Source organism: Paenibacillus sp. ACRRX, assembly GCF_022346885.1.
Lineage (GTDB): Bacteria > Bacillota > Bacilli > Paenibacillales > Paenibacillaceae > Paenibacillus_B.
Window position 1 is genome coordinate 523,845 of record NZ_JAKRNK010000001.1, and the last position, 18,015, is coordinate 541,859.

Here is an 18,015-nt window from a genome sequence, read left to right on the forward strand (position 1 = left end):
GATGAGCTTACGCAGTATAAGGCAGTATGTCGTTATCTTGCTTATAGCTATAGGTGTTAGTCTTGTCATTCAGAAAGTAGCATATGCGCAAATTGTAGTGCAACAGCATTCTATGGAAGTAACCTACCATGAAGGTGATAGGCTGCTGGAGAACAAGTGGTTGTATCATTTTGCGAAGCCAGAGCGTGGAGATGTCGTTATTTTGCAAGATCCGGATGAAGACATTCGCCTCATTAAACGAGTGGTAGGAATTGCGGGCGACAAGCTGGAACTTCGGCAAGGCAAGCTACTAGTAAACGGCAGTGAGCAAATTGAGCCTTACGTATCAAGCCCTACATTTCCTGTGCAGGTACAATTTCCAATTGTTGTGCCTGAAGATGCTGTTTTTGTACTAGGCGACAATCGGGGAAATAGTAAAGATAGCCGTGTGTTCGGTGCAATCCCGTTGTCGCTGGTTGAAGGCAAGGTGATAACACGTTTATGGCCGCTCTAGCTTGAGAATTACATAATAAGTAAAAAAGACGCTTGCTGAGCCCGAATAATAAGGTTCAGCAGGCGTCTTTTTAGGTAGTTACTAGAATTTCTTTGCAAATACGATACCAATTGTATTGGTTCCACAGTGGCTGGAAATAACACATCCCGTGTAAGAGATGTATACATGCTTAGCCCCAGTTAATTCCTTGAGTTTCTGCTGTACAAACTGAGCGTCCTCATCTGAGAACGAATGAGTGACAAAGATCGTATCATTATCCATCTGATCTTTGAGGCTTAACGCGTTGTTCAGCAATTGCTCCACAGCTTTATCGCGTTTGCCGCGTACACGGTTTGTCGGTGTCATTTTGCCGTCCAGCACTTTAATGACTGGACGGATACGGAGCAGTGTGCCGATAATATTTTGCAGACCGCTGCAGCGACCGCCCTTGTACAAATAATCTAACGTGTCGATAATAAACTCCGTCTCGATATACTTCCGCATCTCTACAATATGTGCCTCAATAGCAGCTACTTCTTGTCCTGACTCAGCAAGCCGTGCGGCCCTTAATACTTGTTGACCGACGCCTGTAGCAAGATTTAATGAATCGATCACCGTTATCTTGCCGGGCTCGCCCTCTAACATTTGCGCAGCAATACCAGCGTTTTGGATGGTAGAGGATAAGTGAGAGGAGAGGCCGATATAAATAATGTCGCGGCCTTCCTTCACATAAGGTTCGAATGCGCTCGCAAAATCTCCAGGGGAGGGAGCCGCAGTCTTAGGCAGCTTTCCTGTAGCATCCACCATTTCATATAACTTCCTGGGATCGATATCTACACCATCGCGAAAATCTTGATCTCCAAATGTAACATATAGGGGCACAATGCCAATATCATATTGTTCGATTAAAGATTTGGGCAGATCGCAAGTGCTATCCGAAAAAATCTTAATAGTTGCCATGCCTTGATCCTCCTGAGTAAGCTGATTCCTTAATAACTTGAACACGCGTATGTATACCATGTTCCATTATACTTGAAAAGTAGTCTGACTACACGATAAAGATGCTACCGAATGATGGAAAACGGTTCATACTACTCCAACTTCATTGCACGTAGCCTAACAGAATTGTTATACTGTACGGATAACAGTTGAGAAAGGGAGCTCAGTCATCAGACATGTCAACGATCCAGAAAGCGTTTAAGCAAATTCAATGGGGTTTTTTATTTTTTATCGATTATTCGGTAAACGGCATCGATATTTTACCTGATATCGTCGGATTGCTCGTTATTATGAATGCTTTGGGGAAACTAATAAATGAATCACCACATTTCACCCATGCCAAAAAAATATTGCCGCTTTTAATCGTTCTGGCTTTTTATGAGTTAATCGAGCCCTTACTTGGCGCCTATCAGAGCGCGGCATTTCTAGCTTGGTTTGCGGTAGGCCGCAGCGTTTTAGTTACCGTTTTTAACATTTTGCTTGTATGGTTTGTATGTAATGGATTAAGAGATTGGGCCATTCGTTATCATAAGCCTGTACTTGCACGCACTGCTCGTCGCAGAGGTATGTATTTTTCCATTATTTTAGCTTGTTCGACGATTATGATCGGGTTTGCGCTCATATCACCGACCATATTTTATGCGATGTCCATCCCGATGTTTATGTTATACATCATCGTAACGCTCCTTTTGATGGCGCTGTTTGGCTTGGCGGCCAAGGAAGCGGACACCATCATTAAGCATTCATAGTATCAGTTCATAGGTGCCGACATACTGTTCATTTGTATGTCGGCATGTTGCATATTCAGGCAGGAATTCCGGTATGGATGGCGAAATCGACACATAGACCATAACAAATGGCTGTACGTTCAGGATAATCAATTAACTATCGATAGGAGATGACATCTGGATGAACTGGCGAATCGTAGTTGCGGGATGCGGTCAAATGTCTCAAAAGTGGGTTGAATATGCGTTACAGCGGCAGAATGTCGAAATCGTTGGCTTAGTGGACGTCAACCCAGAAGCAAGTTTGCATCTGGCGGAGACGTATCATTTAAAATGCGGTTTGTATTCGGATCTTCGTGAAGCCATTCGACGGGGTGGTGCTAATATAGTTATGGATGTATCAATTCCAGTTGCTCGTCGCAGTGTTACGGGCACAGCACTTGAGGCAGGATGCCATGTGTTCAGCGAGAAGCCGATGGCTGCTACGATGAGAGAAGCCGTAGAGCTTATGAATTTGTCAAAGATGACGAAGAAGACATACGCAATAATGCAAAATCGCAGATATGACAAGAATATAAGAGGAGCGCTGCAGCTGCTGCAAACAGGTGTCATCGGCCAGATGGGAATGATAAATGCTGATTTTTTTCTAGGCCCGCGTTTCGGTGGATTCCGCGAGCAAATGGCTAGTCCGCTGATTCTTGATATGGCGATTCATACTTTTGATCAAGCAAGACTGCTTACAGGAGCAACACCAAAAACGGTTACTTGTCAGGAGTGGAACCCTGATGGATCGTGGTATAACGGGAGTGCAAATGCTGTCGCTATTTTTGAGATGGACAATGGAGTACGGTTTTCGTACCGCGGCTCCTGGTGCACGCAAGGTTTCCCTACTGCCTGGGAGTCAAGCTGGCGATTGATTGGCAGCCATGGAACATTATTGTGGGATGGTGCGGATCACATCGAGGCTGAATATATGGATGCTCGCAATGGGAGTATCCAACGTAGGAGCGGGTCCGCCCAGCCAATGGTAAATGAGGGGCATTGGGGTTGCTTGGACGAGATGTTTGATGCGTTGGAAGAGGGACGGAAGCCTGAAACGGATAGCTCCAACAATATTTACAGTACAGCGATGGTATTTGCAGCTATTCAAAGCTCGCGAATAGGGCAAAGTGTAGATATTGCTCGTCTGCTTAGGGAAGAGGGAGTGCAATGAGAAGTGATGATGAGCCGTCCACTAAGATAAACCAGATGCAAACCGTTTCTATCGTGTGTCGTAAAGGAGAGGGCATTTGCATTGAGGATGGGTATGTAGCGGATCCAACGCGTGGATTATATGTTGTTATTGATGGTGTATCTGGACTGACAACCTATCGTGATGAAAAAGGGCGAACAGCAGGGGCAGTAGCGGCACAATTGGTACAAGGCGTTTTCGAGGAAGTGGAGGCTCAGGAGCAGCATCCTGGTGCACCTAACACAAGGAATGGCGGCTTAATTGGTTGTAGTCTGCTTAAAGAGATGACCTTGACTGCAAACAACCGTCTGGATGAGTGGATGATTGAGCATGGGATTGCATATGAGCAGCCTGAACAACGAATTGGGGCTGTTCATGCGGGTGTACTCGTTAAAGGACGTCGGGTTTATTGGATCCAGAGCGGGGATTGTATGATATATGTTCAATATAAAGACGGCACTGTAAGGGAAATAACCCGAGATGGAGTGGACCGATTTGATGCAAAGGCTTTGACCCTATGGATGATGGATGAAGCAGCCTGGCAAAGCCATGTCAAGACCGATATGGTAGTGGAGCAGTTGTATCACAATCGACTGCATGCAAACATAGCTGAAGGCTATAGTGTCATTAATGGTGATCCCGAGCTTGAGAAGCTGCTGGAGTATGGCTCGTTTCCCCTTGATGGTATTAATGCGATAGTGTTAATAAGCGATGGGATATATCCATGGATTAATCGTTATAACCTCGGCATTGGCGAGAAAGGTAGGAATCGAACAGCGGCCCCATTATCCTCTAAGTGGATCAGCGAACTGCTGGAGATGGGCATCGAGAGTTATGTGACACGCTTGGAACAGTTTGAGCAGTCTGATCCGTTGTGCGTGAATGTGCCACGTTTTAAATGTGCGGATGATAAGACAGGTATTGTCATTCGATGTTAGTTGGATAAGGTTAAATGTACTTTATAGACATTGTCGACTTATAAACTAATCACGTGACTATGGATTTGATCCAAATGGAGGGCTGTCATGATTGGAGGAGCAAGGCCGGAATTTTCATTACAGAAGTCTGCCCTGCTGCTCCGTGTGGAACTGCAGCGCCGAATTGCTGAACATCATATCAGCTTTCAGCAATGGGCTGTAATGAGGGAGATATATGCACAAGAAGTGAAGCCCGATAGGAATCGGAAGGTGACGATAGCTGCAATTGGCGCTAGATTGTATATCGATCGTCCAACTATGACAGGTATCGTTCAGCGACTAATAAGCGACGGTTGGATTGAGCTGCTGCCTGATGCACAAGGCGAGGGTTCGCAGCGGATGATTTTGACGGCGGAATCACTTGAAAAGTGCACGATGTGGCAAGAAGAAAGTGCAGCAGTAGTTGGATTTCCGCTGTCAACATTCAGCAACTATGAGCAGCAGTTAATGATGGAGTTATTGCAGCGTATGGTGTATCAGATGGAACGAGGACAGATCATGCAGCGAGGCTTGTGAAGTTAGTATAAATATCTAGCAAATGCAAATGACAGCGCTTAGTGATAAATCATTAAATTTACGATAATTGTATATGGTTCATAACAGCACCCTACGACAGCTTTAAGCTGCGTAGGGTGTGTGGGTTATGCGAAGGATTTAAGCAAACATAGCCAGAAATTGTTCGTATCCCGCTTCTTTCAGCTTGGAGACAGGGATAAAGCGGAGTGAAGCTGAGTTAATACAATATCGCAATCCCTCAGGGCCTGGGCCATCGTCAAATACATGGCCAAGATGTGAATCGGCAAATCGACTGCGCACTTCCGTGCGAACCATACCGTGTGACACATCAAGCTTCTCTTCCACATGAAAAGGACGAAGCGGCTTGGTAAAGCTTGGCCAGCCACAGCCTGAATCATACTTGTCCTTGGAGCTGAACAAGGGCTCGCCTGATACGATATCAACATAGATGCCCTCTTCTTTATGATTCCACATTTCATTCTGGAACGGTGGTTCGGTACCACTGTTCTGTGTGACATGATACTGCATGGAAGTCAGCTTTTCTTTAAGGCCGGCTTTCTGTTCAGCACTAACTCCCCAATGTTTGGCCATAAAAGCATCGCGGCCTGAGCCTGTCCGGTATCGTTTGTAATGTGCATAGTTCTTCTTATGGTAATCTTGATGATATTCTTCTGCCGGGAAAAATTCCTTTGCAGGAACGATCTCCGTTTTAATTGGCTGATCGAATCTGCCACTCGCATCCAGCTCCCGCTTCGATTGCTCAGCAAGTGAGCGCTGCTCTTCATTATGGTAGAATATCCCGGATCGATACGAGGAGCCTCGATCGTAGAACTGCCCGCCTTCGTCCGTAGGATCGATTTGCTGCCAAAATATATCAAGCAGTGCCTTATAAGGGAACACTTGAGGATCAAATGTAATCTGTACCGCTTCGGCATGTCCTGTCGTCTCGGAACAAACCTCTTTATACGTTGGTTGATCCGTATGACCTCCGGTATAACCAGACACGATGCCGTAAATGCCTGGCAACTGCTCAAATGGAGTTACCATACACCAAAAGCAGCCGCCAGCAAATGTAGCCTTTTCCAGTTGTGGTGTTATATTGTCCATTCTGTCAACCTCCTTAATCGTACATGTATGTAGTGTAACCAATTATAACCACCACTTCAACGCTGGGAAACAACTAATAATTTGAAATAAAAGTTATTTTAGTGTTGAAGTTATAAATAACGCATGCTATTATAAGTTACACATCAAAACATGATAACTTCTTTAAGGGGAGTAGCAGGTACAGTAAAGTCGTCATTACGGGATACGCGGGCGCGATCCTCGGCTTTGCTGGCAACGATTTTTGTTGTTTGCGAGACCTTTGCCCACAACGGTGAAGGTCTTTTTATTAATTTGTTTGCCGTTGCCTTGTGGGTAACGGCTTTTTCATGCGATCATACTAGGGGTAAAGTTTTAGGAGGAGGAGTAGAAATGGACGTATTATTTACTGCAGAATTCTGGACAGCATTGATGTCGATCGTGATTATCGACCTTGTGCTCGCGGGCGATAACGCCATTGTGATCGGCTTGGCAGCACGCAACTTGCCAAAGCAAGATCAGACGAAAGTTATTATTTGGGGAACAATCGGTGCTGTTATTATACGGATCGCGGCAACGATGGGGGTCGTGTATTTATTAAAAATACCTGGCCTTCTCATCGTGGGTGGTCTGCTCCTTATCTGGATAGCGATCAAGCTGCTTGTTGAGGAGAAGGAACATGACGTTAAGTCTGGAACTAGCATGTGGGCAGCGATCCGTACCATCATTATTGCCGATGCAGCAATGGGGCTGGACAACGTGCTTGCTGTCGCTGGCGCGGCTCACGGCAGTATGATGCTGGTTGTGCTTGGTCTGACTATCTCCGTTCCGATTGTAGTCTGGGGCAGTACGGTCGTTCTCAAATTAATCGAGCGTTTCCCATGGATTATTATGATCGGTTCTGCGGTATTAGGTTGGACGGCTGCGAAGATGTTTGTTGGCGAAGCGTTCCTGAAAGATTTCTTTGTCAACCCGGTAATCAAATACGGTTTTGAGGCCGTAGTTATTGCCTTTGTGCTGGTAGTAGGTATGATTGTGAAGAAGAAACGTGTACAAGAGAAGGCATCGGTGTCGGCAGCAAGTAGCGAAGGACCTCGTCATGCACAAGGAGAGTAAGTATCGAGCGTGCTAGAAGTCAGCTTAGGTGGTTGTACTTGAACGTACAAGCTCAGCAGCAGTGCTGACAGCAAAGCCGATTCACAATAGAATGGTTTGGGAGCCGTGTACGAAGTTGGTTTACTTCATACACGGCTTTCTTGTGCAGCTGCTTTCCGTTGGTTGCAAGGATAAGACAGTGTTTTCTTCTGTATTAAGAGGTTAAGACCCCGTAGTCTAATTATTATGTTCGTTTATTGACATGATTTGAGGTGGAATTCAGTTATCTGTTATGACTGAAACAGGGGGAGCCAGCTGCCGTGGGCTTCGATCAAGTCGTCGCAGAGGGCTACAATTTGATCCAAAGTTAATTCAGCTGATGTATGCGGATCAAGCATAGCAGCATGGTAAATATGCTCTTTCTTGCTCGTTATGGCTGCTTCAATTGTCAGTAGTTGTGTATTGATATTCGTACGATTTAATGCTGCAAGCTGTGGAGGAAGCGCTCCAATATGAGTAGTGTGTATCCCGCTTTGATCAGCAAAGCAAGGTACTTCTACGCAAGCCTCGGATGGTAAATTCGTAATTAAGCCAGTATTCATGACGTTGCCGCCAAATTTAAATGGCACGCCGGTCTCCATGGCCTCAAAAATACGGGAAGCGTATTCTCCACTTTTCTCATGTTCTAACTCTTTATTGTGAATTAGTTGTTCTCGGAGCTGTTTCCAGCTATTTATTTGGCTGACGCAGCGTCTTGGATATTCGTCCAATGGAATATGATAACGTTCAATCAATTCAGGTGCAGTGCTTTTAATAAAGTATGGATGGTACTCAGCACTGTGCTCGGATGATTCAGTCACATAGTACCCAAACTTAAACATTAATTCATAACGGACCATGTCATGATGCTTGTTCTGCTGCTTCTCTAACGCACGACGCTTAATTTCTGGGTACAGGTCCACCCCATCCTTGGATACTTCAAGGAGCCAAGCCATATGATTAATGCCAGCGATATGGGATTGTACGCCTTCTACATCAAGGCCGAGATCATAGAACAGATCAGGTATGCACGATTGCACACTGTGGCACAATCCAATGGTACGGATACCTCCGTAGGTGTTCATGACGTTGGTTAATACCGCCATTGGATTTGTGTAATTTAGGAACCAGGCGTCAGGACAGACTTCCTGCATATCTTTAGCGAAATCAAGCAGGACAGGTATGGTACGCAGATTGCGGAATATACCGCCGATACCGACCGTATCAGCGATCGTCTGGCGAAGTCCGTATTTCTTCGGGATTTCAAAATCAGTTACTGTACAAGGTTCATAGCCTCCGACCTGGATGGCGTTAACGACGTATTTGGCATGGCGAAGCGCTTCTTTACGATTATGATAGACAACGATGCGGCAGGAACTTCTGGTTGTCTTTACCAGGTTAAGCAGCATGCGCTCAGAATCAGCCAGTCTTTCCGCATTAATATCGTACAAGGCTAATTCAAAATCTTGCAGAGCAGGAGTCAGCATGCAGTCGCCTAATACATTTTTAGCAAATACAGTGCTGCCGGCACCTAGAAAAGTTATTTTAGACATCAATTTCACTCCTCAAATCAATAGTATTGTTGTAGTGTGGGGAATTTTCGAATTTAAGTGATAGATCATGGTAAATAAATTCGAAATCCCTCATACATGCAGTTAGTTCATGCTTTCGTACTTATAGAGTAAACGGAAGCGAATGCATGTTGACAGGGGTAAAATCATTCAACATATGGAATTATGTATTCTTTTTTCATCAAACACGATAAAATGAATGTAGTATTAGATCCCTCATCAAGGAGGCGTTGACGTGTCGGAGAAGTTGAGCTTTATCATGAACGATGCGCCAAGCAAAGGCGAAATTACGGTATTATTCAGCGGACAATCGCAGACGGACAACGGTCATGATGTAGGTCCGACTGTACTCGACTATATATTGATTCATTGTGTTCAATCTGGTTATGGTAGGTTGACGATGCGAGGGACTACTTATGATTTGGGGAAAGGCGACAGCTTTTTTATATTTCCTGGTGAGCTGTTCCGGTATGTGGCAGATGACAAGGAGCCGTGGGCCTATCGATGGTTTGCATTGAGAGGTACGCATATTGAAGGAATGCTGGCAGATATCGGTATCGGACCACATGCACCGGTTGTACATCCTGCCAGGTCGATGAAAGTGGAGTTGGCATTCAAGAAGGTGCAATCTGCCCTTAGAGAAGGAGGAATCAGCGGTGATCTGGAGGCAGAGGCGCATGCTAGATTAGCGTTGGCAGAATACAGCAGGGCGTCACACCTTGAACGATTAGGGACCTCGGAGGTTCGTTCTGACATCGAGCGGCAGGTGGAGCAAGCCGTACGCTACATTACACTTCGTTACTCAACACCTATTTCTATTGAAAGTTTAGCCCAGCAGTTTGGTTATCATCGGACGTATTTTTCTAAAATGTTTCACGAGCTTACAGGGGAGTCACCTATTCAGCTTCTTATAAGGCTGCGGATGGAGCGAGCACGAACGCTAATCATGACAACAAAGCTGGCTGTTGAACAGGTGGCCTCCTCAGTTGGGTATAATGATGCGTTGTACTTTTCGAAGATGTATAAACGTTGGTTCGGGATGGCACCGTCCAGCTATCGTAAAGAATATCAGCCTGCCTTGTTACCAGTTATGAAGATTGATCCGGTATAACAGAGGAATGAATGCGAATTGGAGCGAATCAAGATTCAAATTAGATATATTCATTTAAGTACGTTAGTACCAATACCCGTTAACTTTTTTTGTAATACGCATCAGATCTACAGTATAGTAATGTGGAGCACATTTTCGAAGATGCATGTGGTGAAATGAAAATAAAGCTGCAGCACCGTCGATGAGATCGAGCAGTCTGCAACTTTATTATTTTTATTGCTTTATTGTTTCTCCTGCAGCGTGCTGCGCTTCAGGCCAGGCAGCAGCGCAAATGCGAATGTACAAAGTGGCGAAATCCAAAGGAAAAAGGCGTAAGGTGTATAATCAAGGACGCTCATTCCTAATGCACTTGTCATCATTGCACCACTTACACCCCAAGGAATTAGCGGATTCACAAGCGTACCGCAGTCTTCTAGTGTCCGTGATAGGGTGAGGCGGGGAATGCCGCGGCGTTCATATTCATCCTTAAACATTTGACCCGGCAGAAGGATTGACATGTATTGTTCACCTGTCATTAAGTTTACCCCGATGGAACTGATTCCGCTGGATACGACTAGCGTTTCTTTTTTCTTAACAGGCGCAATCAAGCGGGTAAAGAGCGCTTGGATGACACCGCCATGCTGCAAAAGCCCTCCAAATGCAAATGCAATCGCAATCAAGGAGATAGACCACATCATTGATTGCACACCACCTCGGTTGACGATAGCTGCTATTGCTTCATTGTGGAACGTACCGTTATAACCAGCCTGCATCACCTGAAGCCATTCCCCAAGGCTCCAGTTATGCTGCACGAACCCAGTTACGAATAAACCTCCTGCGATTCCAGCTAGCATCGTTAATACGATCGGAACTCGCTTTATCGCAGCGATCATGACAATTGCAAGCGGCAGTAACGTAACAATATGAATCTGAAATGCATCTTGTATCGCTTGTTTCATCACAACTAGCTGCGTCATGTCAGCTGAATCCGAATGACCCCATACAATAAATGCTGCACAGGCCATCAGAAAGGCAGGAACGGTAGTCTTGGTCATATTACGAATATGATCCGTCATTTTAACACCGGCTATTGCTGAGGCAAAATTAGTCGTATCGGATAAGGGGGACATCTTGTCCCCAAAACACGCACCAGAGACTACTGCGCCTGCAATGAGTGCAGGATTAAGACCCATCGATGATGCAATACCAACTAGAGCAACGCCGAATGTGCCTACAGTAGTAAGTGAGCTGCCTACGCACATCGATACGATAACAGTAAGCAGCATAGCACTCAGCGCAAACCATTCCGGCTGGAAAAATGAAGTGCCATAAACAAGCAGCGTTGGCACAGTACCACTCATCATCCATACAGCAATCAAGATGCCAATCAGAATGAGCACCATAGCAGGTTGAACAGAGGAATGAAGTCCTTTGACGATGGCTTGTTCCACTTGATCCCAGCTTTGTCCGAATATCATCAGCATGATTCCAGTTGCGGCTGCAGCAATCAGTAATGGCATATGGGGAGCAGCCCCTAAGCCTAATATTGTAATCAAGATCCAACTCATCACGATAATAATAATAATGCTGCTTTGCCTGAATGTGACCGATTTAAGTTGTTCCTTTTGAATGGTTGTGTGCTGTGAATCCATGATGTCCTCTCCTTTATGTGAACGCCCAGTTAGAAGTGAGTAAGCAAGCTGAACCCAGGAATCAAGTGTGAAGGCAAAACACTTTCTCGCTTACACGCTTCTATGCTTTTGTGTATCGAAGTATATAATGTTAACGTACTTACCTTAACGCCAAAGCTTAATCTTGGCAAATGGTATTATATTACACGTTAAGCGGTTTAAATGTTGTCACGGGGAAACGGGATGGTGTCCATCGGAAGATAGGATACTTTGGTGCCAACACAAAAGGCACCGGACTCGCGAGCGCTGTAGAGTACAGCGTGCGCGAATCCGATGCCTGATAACCAATAACGGATAGGTTTACAATTATTCGTCTGCTACTTCAACGATGATCTCTATCTCAACCGGTGTGTGGAACGGCAGATCACTTGTGCCGATCGCAGAACGGGCGTGACGACCAGCATCACCAAATACTTCAATTAAGAGATTGGAACCGCCATTGATGACGTAAGGCTGGTCACCAAATCCAGGAGCACTGTTAACAAATGCAAGCATTTTGACAACTTGCTTTACTTTGTCGAGAGAGCCAATTTCTTTCTTAATGACGGCCAGCGCATTAATGATACATTGACGTGCTGCTTCTTGTCCTTGCTCGATTGTGAGGTCAGAGCCTACTTTTCCTTCGTGAATAAGTACGCCATCTACCCGACAATCCATGCCGGAAGTATAGACCAAATTACCTGTACGGCGGCTTGGAATATAAGAGAACTTTGGCTCGCCAACCTCCGGTAGTGTAATTCCCAATTCGTTTAAGCGCTTTTCAATTTGTCCCATGATGATGTCTCCTTTAAATAAAATAGAAATCAACTCGTTCATAACATAATCCGGCATAACATGTTGCGTTGACGCCATACGAGAGATAACTCATGTAAGCGGCTAATATATGTCTTGCTTTATGCCTGTGAGTGAGCATGGTGTTGACAGCAGCCATGTACTGAACTTGCGGCACGCAGCATGGAGCCTGCGTAGACATCACGGAATTGCCCGTGTTCCATCGTCCATTGCCCGTTAACAAACACATGTGAGATCCCAGTTGGATACTGACGTGGGTCCTCGAAAGTAGCCTGATCCTGAATCGTCTCCGGGTTAAATAATACGAGATCAGCCGCATATCCAGGGACAAGCAGTCCACGCTTGCCAAGCCGGAAGCGGGCGGCAGGGAACGAGCTTACTTTCCGTACAGCATCCTCTAGACTTATGAGCTTGCGCTCACGAACGTACTTGGCAAATAGCCGCGGGAATGTCCCGTACAGCCGTGGATGCGGCTTACCTGTCTCGCAGTGCAGACTATCAGAAGCGACCAATGATTGTGAATAACGAATCACTTGCTCTATATCATTATTATCCATGTGGTAATATACAATGGTTATCTTTCCGCTTTCCTCCAGCAGTAAGTCCATCATAGCATCTATCGGATGGACCCCTCTAAGCTCAGCAACTTCAGCGATAGATTTGCCTTCAAGCTCTTTGTTAGCCGCTGTCTGCAAAGCAGAGATGACTACGCTGTGCCAGCCAGTTGATGCTACTAGATTGTCCCAATCTTCCTGTTCCTCAGCTAATTCCTCGTGCAGCTTTTTGCGAATGGCTGGCTGCTGCAGTGCTTCGAGTACTCCTGCTAGACCACCTTCCAAAATCCAAGGAGGCAGCACAGTAGTCAATGTAGTTGAGCCGGCATGATAAGGATAGACGTCGCAGGTGACGTCCATGCCGCGTGCCCGAGCTGACTCGATTCGATCAAGTGCTTCAAGTACTTTGCCCCAATTGCTGCGTCCAGCAGCTTTTAGGTGACTAACGTGAAGCGAGACACCTGATTGTTCGGCAATCCAGATCACTTCGTCAATGGAAGGGAGAAGGTGGCGTCCTTCACCACGAATATGGGTAGAAAGCAAGCCGCCAAATTCGGCCACGACGCGGCATAACTCAGCAATTTCATGTTTGGTAGCGTAGCTGCCTGGTGCGTACAGGAGACCGATCGATAACCCGATGGCACCTGATTCCATTCCTTCGCGAACGATTGCCTTCATCGCTTCCATCTCAACCTCAGTTGGCGGCCGGTTCTCGAAGCCCATCACACCGATCCGCAAAGCTCCATGCGCAACATAAGTAGCCATATGCTCCGCTGGCCGACTGGCATGAATCGCATCCATAAATTGTCCGACCGTCCGCCATGTCCACGGCTTATTCGTGCTGCCGATAACCGGCGTAATGTACTCGCGAAGCAGATCTGCGCGTTCAGGGATAAACGGCGCTGGTGCTAGGCCGCAGTTGCCTACAATCTCGGCGGTTACGCCTTGCTGCATCTTGATGCCGCTTTCTGGATAATCCATAATCATCAGATCAGAGTGACAATGGCCATCGATAAAGCCTGGCGCGAGTAAATCGCCGGATGCATCTAGCACGTGACGTGCTTCTACGTCAATGGAGCCTGATCCTCCAACATGCGTAATATGCCCATCCTTGATGCCCACTTCTCCCCAGTACCAAGGGTTTCCACTACCGTCCGCGATGCGGGCGTGCTTGATTATCGTGTCTAGCATGATACATCCTCCTACACTTTAGAAGTAATGAGTGCTACTAGTAAACGGACTAAAAATAAGATAACGTTGCGATTCGTCGCAATTGATGCTTGGGACAGCACATCAGAGGCAGTTGAATATAGCAGCTACCAACTGTGTCCTCTGGCGCTTATTTCGAGTTGACGGGGCGGCTGAGTACCAACTAGCCACAACGAATTATACAAATTAAGCGAACTGCAAATATGGTTCGGTATGATGTGCAGCCGATCACCGATTTGGAAAGTGTGCCCTTCTTTCAGACGAATGACACCATGCTCCTCTGACAGTCGTTCGAGTATGGCTTCCGGACTTTCTAAAATATGACCAAAGCCCTTCATATAGAGTGGGGCGGTATTCGGTTGTACGTCAGTGGCAAAGGCCTTGCTTCCACCGTCAATGACGATCAAATCAGGATGCGGACAGCTGACCACTGTAGCTACGATGAGAGCTGCGCAATCACGCTGTGCTGCAACTCGAAAATGAAATTGCATACGATCGTTAAAAATGTAGGTGCCCGGTCGAATCTCCGTTACACCTTCAACTGCCGCCGCATAAATGCCAGTCGGTGAGGAGCCGACGCTTACATCACGGATGTCATGACCGGCTTCACGTAATGTCTCGGCATGCTTGACCATGATCTGGCCTTCTTCCAAGCCTGCGGCTTTCAGATCATCGGTGGCTTCGCCATTAAGCATGGCGCCACGGAACGTATAAATACCTGTCAAGCGCAGATGCGTACACGCACCGATAAACGATGCAACCGCAGCTAGATCGGAGGCTTTGACACCCGAGCGTCGAAGTCCGGTATCTACTTCCAGCCGAACCTCCAGCGTGGTCTCCGCTTCTCCGGCTACCTGCTCAAGGATGGCAGCACCCTCCTGACTATCCACACCAACAATGACTCGGGCCTTCTCTGTTAACGCAATGATCCTTCTGATCTTAGAAGGCACGACGATGGGATAAGCAATAAAGACATCTTTGATTCCGGATCGCACCATAACTTCAGCTTCAGATACTTTAGCGACTGTAATACCGACAGCCCCACGATCGACCTGCTTTTGTGCGAAATAGGGCATCTTGTGAGTCTTGATGTGGGGTCGGAGCGACACGCCGCACCGCTTAGCGGCTTCAGCCATTGTATCGAGATTACGATCCACGCGTCGTTCATCCACTAGGACGTAAGGTGTCTCGGCTTCGGGAATATCCAGGGGCGGTGAGTCATTTCCAACTAATTGCCCGTAGGTCTGCATTTGTTCCGTCATTCGTCTAATCCTCCGTGTTTATCGTATTTTTAGACTCATCAAGATAGCTGTACAGCGTGTATTTGGAAATTCCCAGATAGGTACAGATCTTTTCACTGGATTTTTTGATCAGAAATGCGCCTTTCTGATCGAGCAAACCAATCATTCTCATCTTGTCATCTTTTGTCATTACAGCGACAGGCTTCGCCACAGTCTCCTGTGCTTCTTGCAGCAGGGCATCCAGCAGATCGTTAACATTTGTGACAAATGATTCGCGCACCTCTGCCTGCAATCCGCTCATCGTGATGGAACGAAGCGCATGCTCTGCCATCGTTAACTCGGTGATATCAAAATTCATGCAGAGCGAACCAATGATCTTGTCCTCTTGATTACGCATATACAGCGAAGTAGAGCGAAGTAAGCGGCCATCTTTCGTCTGCGTGACATAATTCAGCTTATTGCCATCTTCTGTTGATCCTCTCAGCAATTCCAGACCCAGATTTGTCCCGGGACCGCCGACGGATCTGCCTGTTACATGGCCATTCTCAATGGCTACGATCGTCTGATCATAGGGCAGAGTCAGATCATGGAGCACCACCTCGCAGTTTTCTCCAAATTGCGAAGCGATGCCTTTCACAAGTGCTTGTAGAAAAGGCAGTTCATCTTTAACAGATTCCATAGTTCCTCCCATCGCAACTTATCGTTATAATCAAATGGTGTTGGAAATGATATTGCTTTCATTTTAGCATATGTCGTTATGTAGTCAAACAAAAAGTTTGTTGATCAAACAAAAATTTTAGATGCTATAATGGGCCGAAAGAGAGGATAGAAAGGATGAGCTATCACATGTTGAGATGGTTAACGCGCTCACTGCACCGAAAGCTGACCTTTGTGTTAGTTATCGCCACCATGGTGCCCGTCATCTTGCTAGGAATGGTGTCTTATCACACAGCATCCACCATTACGGAAGAGAAGGCCAAGCTTACAGGTGTTAATACACTCCGGCAAGTTAATGCTATCATCGAAACAATGGTGCAAGATGTTGAGAATATGTCTGTGTTTCTAATCGGGCAACAGGAAGTTCAATCTTATTTAACACGAGAGAGGTCAGGAGCTTCCGAATATTTACGGATGATCGGATTTCTGACGAATCTTGCCTTTTCCAAGCCCTACATATCCGATATCCGCATCATACCTTTTAACGGCAATCCAGAACTGACCAATACTACGATTCTCCAATCTACGTTATTTCAACAAGTCCATACAGAACCTGAATTTTGGCATAAGAATACAAAGTGGTGGTCTCCTCCATTGACAACGGCCACCAGCTCAGGCATAAAACAAACGGTTTCCCTTGTTCGTCCGATTCGCGACATGAATACCTTTAAAACGATTGGCATGCTGTCGATTGGAATTGATACAGCTGTTATTGCCCAACGCTTGCGTGATGCTGCTGTAGATGGAGCCGTCATGCTGGTTCAGGATGCTGAAGGGCATACCATTGCAGCAAGTTCAACCTCTATTACCCCTTCATTTGTTAAAATAGTGACCGATAAAACGAATAACAACCAGGAGTCAGAACGATTGAATAGCGTTGGTGAGGGAGAAGACAATCAGGTTGTTATTGCTGCTCCCGTACCGCTTGTGCCATGGGAAGCGTATTTGGCTATCCCGCATCATACATTTAGCGCACAAAATCGTTATGTCTTGCAATTAACGGCAGTCGCAGTCATATTGGCAGTCGTGATCATGGCATGTGCGGTAGGCTATTTTGTTCGCCGAGTGACCAAGCCGCTTATTAGACTTGCGAGGCATTTGCCAGCTGTATCTCTTGAGCGAGCATATCGTCCATTGCCTGTAGAGTCAGAGGACGAAATCGGAACCCTAATTTCCAGTTACAATTTGTTGAACGAAAATATCGGTCAATTGACCGAGCAGGTGAAGCGGAATGAAGCCGCCAAGATTGAAGCCGATTTGCAGGCGCTGCAAGCGCAGATCCAACCTCATTTTCTATATAATACTTTGTCTTCGGTTCAATGGATGGCCTGTATGAGCAGCAACGATCAAATTGCCAATATGGTAGGCGCACTGGGTGATTTTCTGCGGTTCAGCTTGAATCGTGGCATGCAGATGTGTACGGTTCAACAGGAACTGGAACACATTCGAAATTATTTATACATTCAGTCGATTCGATATCCTGATCGATTTACGGTAGAAACTTATTTTCCTGACGAATTGATGAGCAATCAGATGCTCAAATTGCTGCTGCAGCCCCTTGTGGAGAATTCAATCATCCACGGCCTGCTCAAAAATAAAGCGGTTCAGCCGGGCCTGCTGACCATAGAAGCGGAAACGCCAGAGCCTGGCTGGATTCGGCTGCGTGTTTGTGACAACGGGGTTGGCATGACGGAAATGGAACTCCATTCGCTTCGCGAACGATTAACCCGCTACCGGTTCGATGATAAGGCCGCTTTGTGTCCGACTATTGGACAAGAAGCGAGTGCTTGTCCGGCACAAATGAAGCCGCAGGGAGGATATGGACTATATAATGTCCAGAAACGACTGCTGCTGCATTACGGAGAACGAGCACAGCTGCATGTTGACAGTAAACTAGGCGAAGGGACCGTCATAACACTTTACTTGTTGAGCAATTGGACGGAGTCTCAGTTGAACGCTTCTTAGAAAAACAATGAGTATAGAAATCGAATGATGTTGAAGTAGAACGAGGAG

General features: G+C 46.2%; 17 protein-coding genes. 9 read left to right on the forward strand and 8 right to left on the reverse strand.

Features of this window, described 5'->3' with window-relative positions:
* The first annotated feature begins 1 nt into the window (after window position 1).
* A complete protein-coding gene (gene lepB, locus MH117_RS02245) occupies window positions 2–493 on the forward strand; it encodes a signal peptidase I (RefSeq protein ID WP_239326937.1) in 492 nt (163 codons plus the stop codon).
* Between the two features lie 81 nt (window positions 494–574).
* On the opposite strand, the gene MH117_RS02250 is transcribed toward lepB, so the two are convergent.
* On the reverse strand, window positions 575–1,432 hold the full coding sequence (locus MH117_RS02250) for a DegV family protein (RefSeq protein ID WP_239326939.1): 858 nt from the start codon (window positions 1,430–1,432) through the stop codon (window positions 575–577).
* 215 nt (window positions 1,433–1,647) lie between these two features.
* Between MH117_RS02250 and MH117_RS02255 the strand changes: the two genes are divergently transcribed.
* The 4 genes from MH117_RS02255 (at window position 1,648) to MH117_RS02270 (ending at window position 4,920) form a co-directional block, all read left to right on the forward strand.
* Entirely contained in the window at window positions 1,648–2,220 is a 573-nt protein-coding gene (locus tag MH117_RS02255) for a hypothetical protein (protein ID WP_239326941.1), read from the forward strand.
* Window positions 2,221–2,380: 160 nt separating this feature from the next.
* Window positions 2,381–3,409, forward strand: a complete 1,029-nt coding sequence (locus MH117_RS02260; protein WP_239326943.1) for a Gfo/Idh/MocA family protein — start codon at window positions 2,381–2,383, stop codon at window positions 3,407–3,409.
* On the forward strand, window positions 3,406–4,365 hold the full coding sequence (locus MH117_RS02265) for a protein phosphatase 2C domain-containing protein (RefSeq protein ID WP_239326945.1): 960 nt from the start codon (window positions 3,406–3,408) through the stop codon (window positions 4,363–4,365). The genes MH117_RS02260 and MH117_RS02265 overlap by 4 nt, the downstream gene beginning before the upstream one ends.
* 87 nt (window positions 4,366–4,452) lie before the next feature.
* Window positions 4,453–4,920: a MarR family winged helix-turn-helix transcriptional regulator gene (locus MH117_RS02270; RefSeq protein ID WP_239326947.1), complete on the forward strand. Its 468-nt coding sequence runs from the start codon at window positions 4,453–4,455 to the stop codon at window positions 4,918–4,920.
* Between the two features lie 138 nt (window positions 4,921–5,058).
* On the opposite strand, the gene msrA is transcribed toward MH117_RS02270, so the two are convergent.
* Entirely contained in the window at window positions 5,059–6,027 is a 969-nt protein-coding gene (gene msrA, locus MH117_RS02275) for a peptide-methionine (S)-S-oxide reductase MsrA (RefSeq protein ID WP_239326948.1), read from the reverse strand.
* 369 nt (window positions 6,028–6,396) lie between these two features.
* On the opposite strand from msrA, the gene MH117_RS02280 reads away from it, so the two are divergent.
* Entirely contained in the window at window positions 6,397–7,119 is a 723-nt protein-coding gene (locus MH117_RS02280; RefSeq protein ID WP_239326950.1) for a TerC family protein, read from the forward strand.
* A gap of 269 nt (window positions 7,120–7,388) precedes the next feature.
* Here the strand turns inward: MH117_RS02280 and melA are convergent, their stop codons facing one another.
* Window positions 7,389–8,690, reverse strand: a complete 1,302-nt coding sequence (gene melA / locus MH117_RS02285; protein WP_239326952.1) for an alpha-glucosidase/alpha-galactosidase — start codon at window positions 8,688–8,690, stop codon at window positions 7,389–7,391.
* Between the two features lie 253 nt (window positions 8,691–8,943).
* On the opposite strand from melA, the gene MH117_RS02290 reads away from it, so the two are divergent.
* Entirely contained in the window at window positions 8,944–9,819 is an 876-nt protein-coding gene (locus MH117_RS02290) for an AraC family transcriptional regulator (protein ID WP_239326954.1), read from the forward strand.
* A gap of 221 nt (window positions 9,820–10,040) precedes the next feature.
* On the opposite strand, the gene nhaC is transcribed toward MH117_RS02290, so the two are convergent.
* A complete protein-coding gene (gene nhaC, locus MH117_RS02295) occupies window positions 10,041–11,450 on the reverse strand; it encodes a Na+/H+ antiporter NhaC (RefSeq protein ID WP_239326956.1) in 1,410 nt (469 codons plus the stop codon).
* A gap of 170 nt (window positions 11,451–11,620) precedes the next feature.
* Between nhaC and MH117_RS02300 the strand changes: the two genes are divergently transcribed.
* Window positions 11,621–11,770 carry a hypothetical protein gene (locus MH117_RS02300; RefSeq protein ID WP_239326958.1) on the forward strand — a complete coding sequence of 50 codons (150 nt, stop codon included), beginning with the start codon at window positions 11,621–11,623 and terminating at the stop codon, window positions 11,768–11,770.
* Window positions 11,771–11,795: 25 nt separating this feature from the next.
* On the opposite strand, the gene MH117_RS02305 is transcribed toward MH117_RS02300, so the two are convergent.
* From MH117_RS02305 to MH117_RS02320, 4 genes are all read right to left on the reverse strand, one after another.
* The gene (locus tag MH117_RS02305; RefSeq protein WP_239326960.1) at window positions 11,796–12,263 is read right to left on the reverse strand and encodes a RidA family protein; all 468 of its coding nucleotides are present in this window, start codon (window positions 12,261–12,263) and stop codon (window positions 11,796–11,798) included.
* Window positions 12,264–12,382: 119 nt separating this feature from the next.
* Complete coding sequence (locus MH117_RS02310; RefSeq protein ID WP_239326962.1) at window positions 12,383–14,026, reverse strand: N-acyl-D-amino-acid deacylase family protein; 1,644 nt, start codon at window positions 14,024–14,026, stop codon at window positions 12,383–12,385.
* A 125-nt stretch (window positions 14,027–14,151) separates the two neighbouring features.
* Complete coding sequence (locus MH117_RS02315) at window positions 14,152–15,306, reverse strand: alanine racemase (RefSeq protein WP_239326963.1); 1,155 nt, start codon at window positions 15,304–15,306, stop codon at window positions 14,152–14,154.
* A gap of 4 nt (window positions 15,307–15,310) precedes the next feature.
* Window positions 15,311–15,964 (reverse strand): helix-turn-helix transcriptional regulator, encoded by a 654-nt coding sequence (locus tag MH117_RS02320; protein ID WP_239326964.1) that lies wholly within the window; start codon window positions 15,962–15,964, stop codon window positions 15,311–15,313.
* 167 nt (window positions 15,965–16,131) lie between these two features.
* Between MH117_RS02320 and MH117_RS02325 the strand changes: the two genes are divergently transcribed.
* Entirely contained in the window at window positions 16,132–17,967 is a 1,836-nt protein-coding gene (locus MH117_RS02325) for a sensor histidine kinase (RefSeq protein WP_239326965.1), read from the forward strand.
* Window positions 17,968–18,015: the final 48 nt, after the last annotated feature.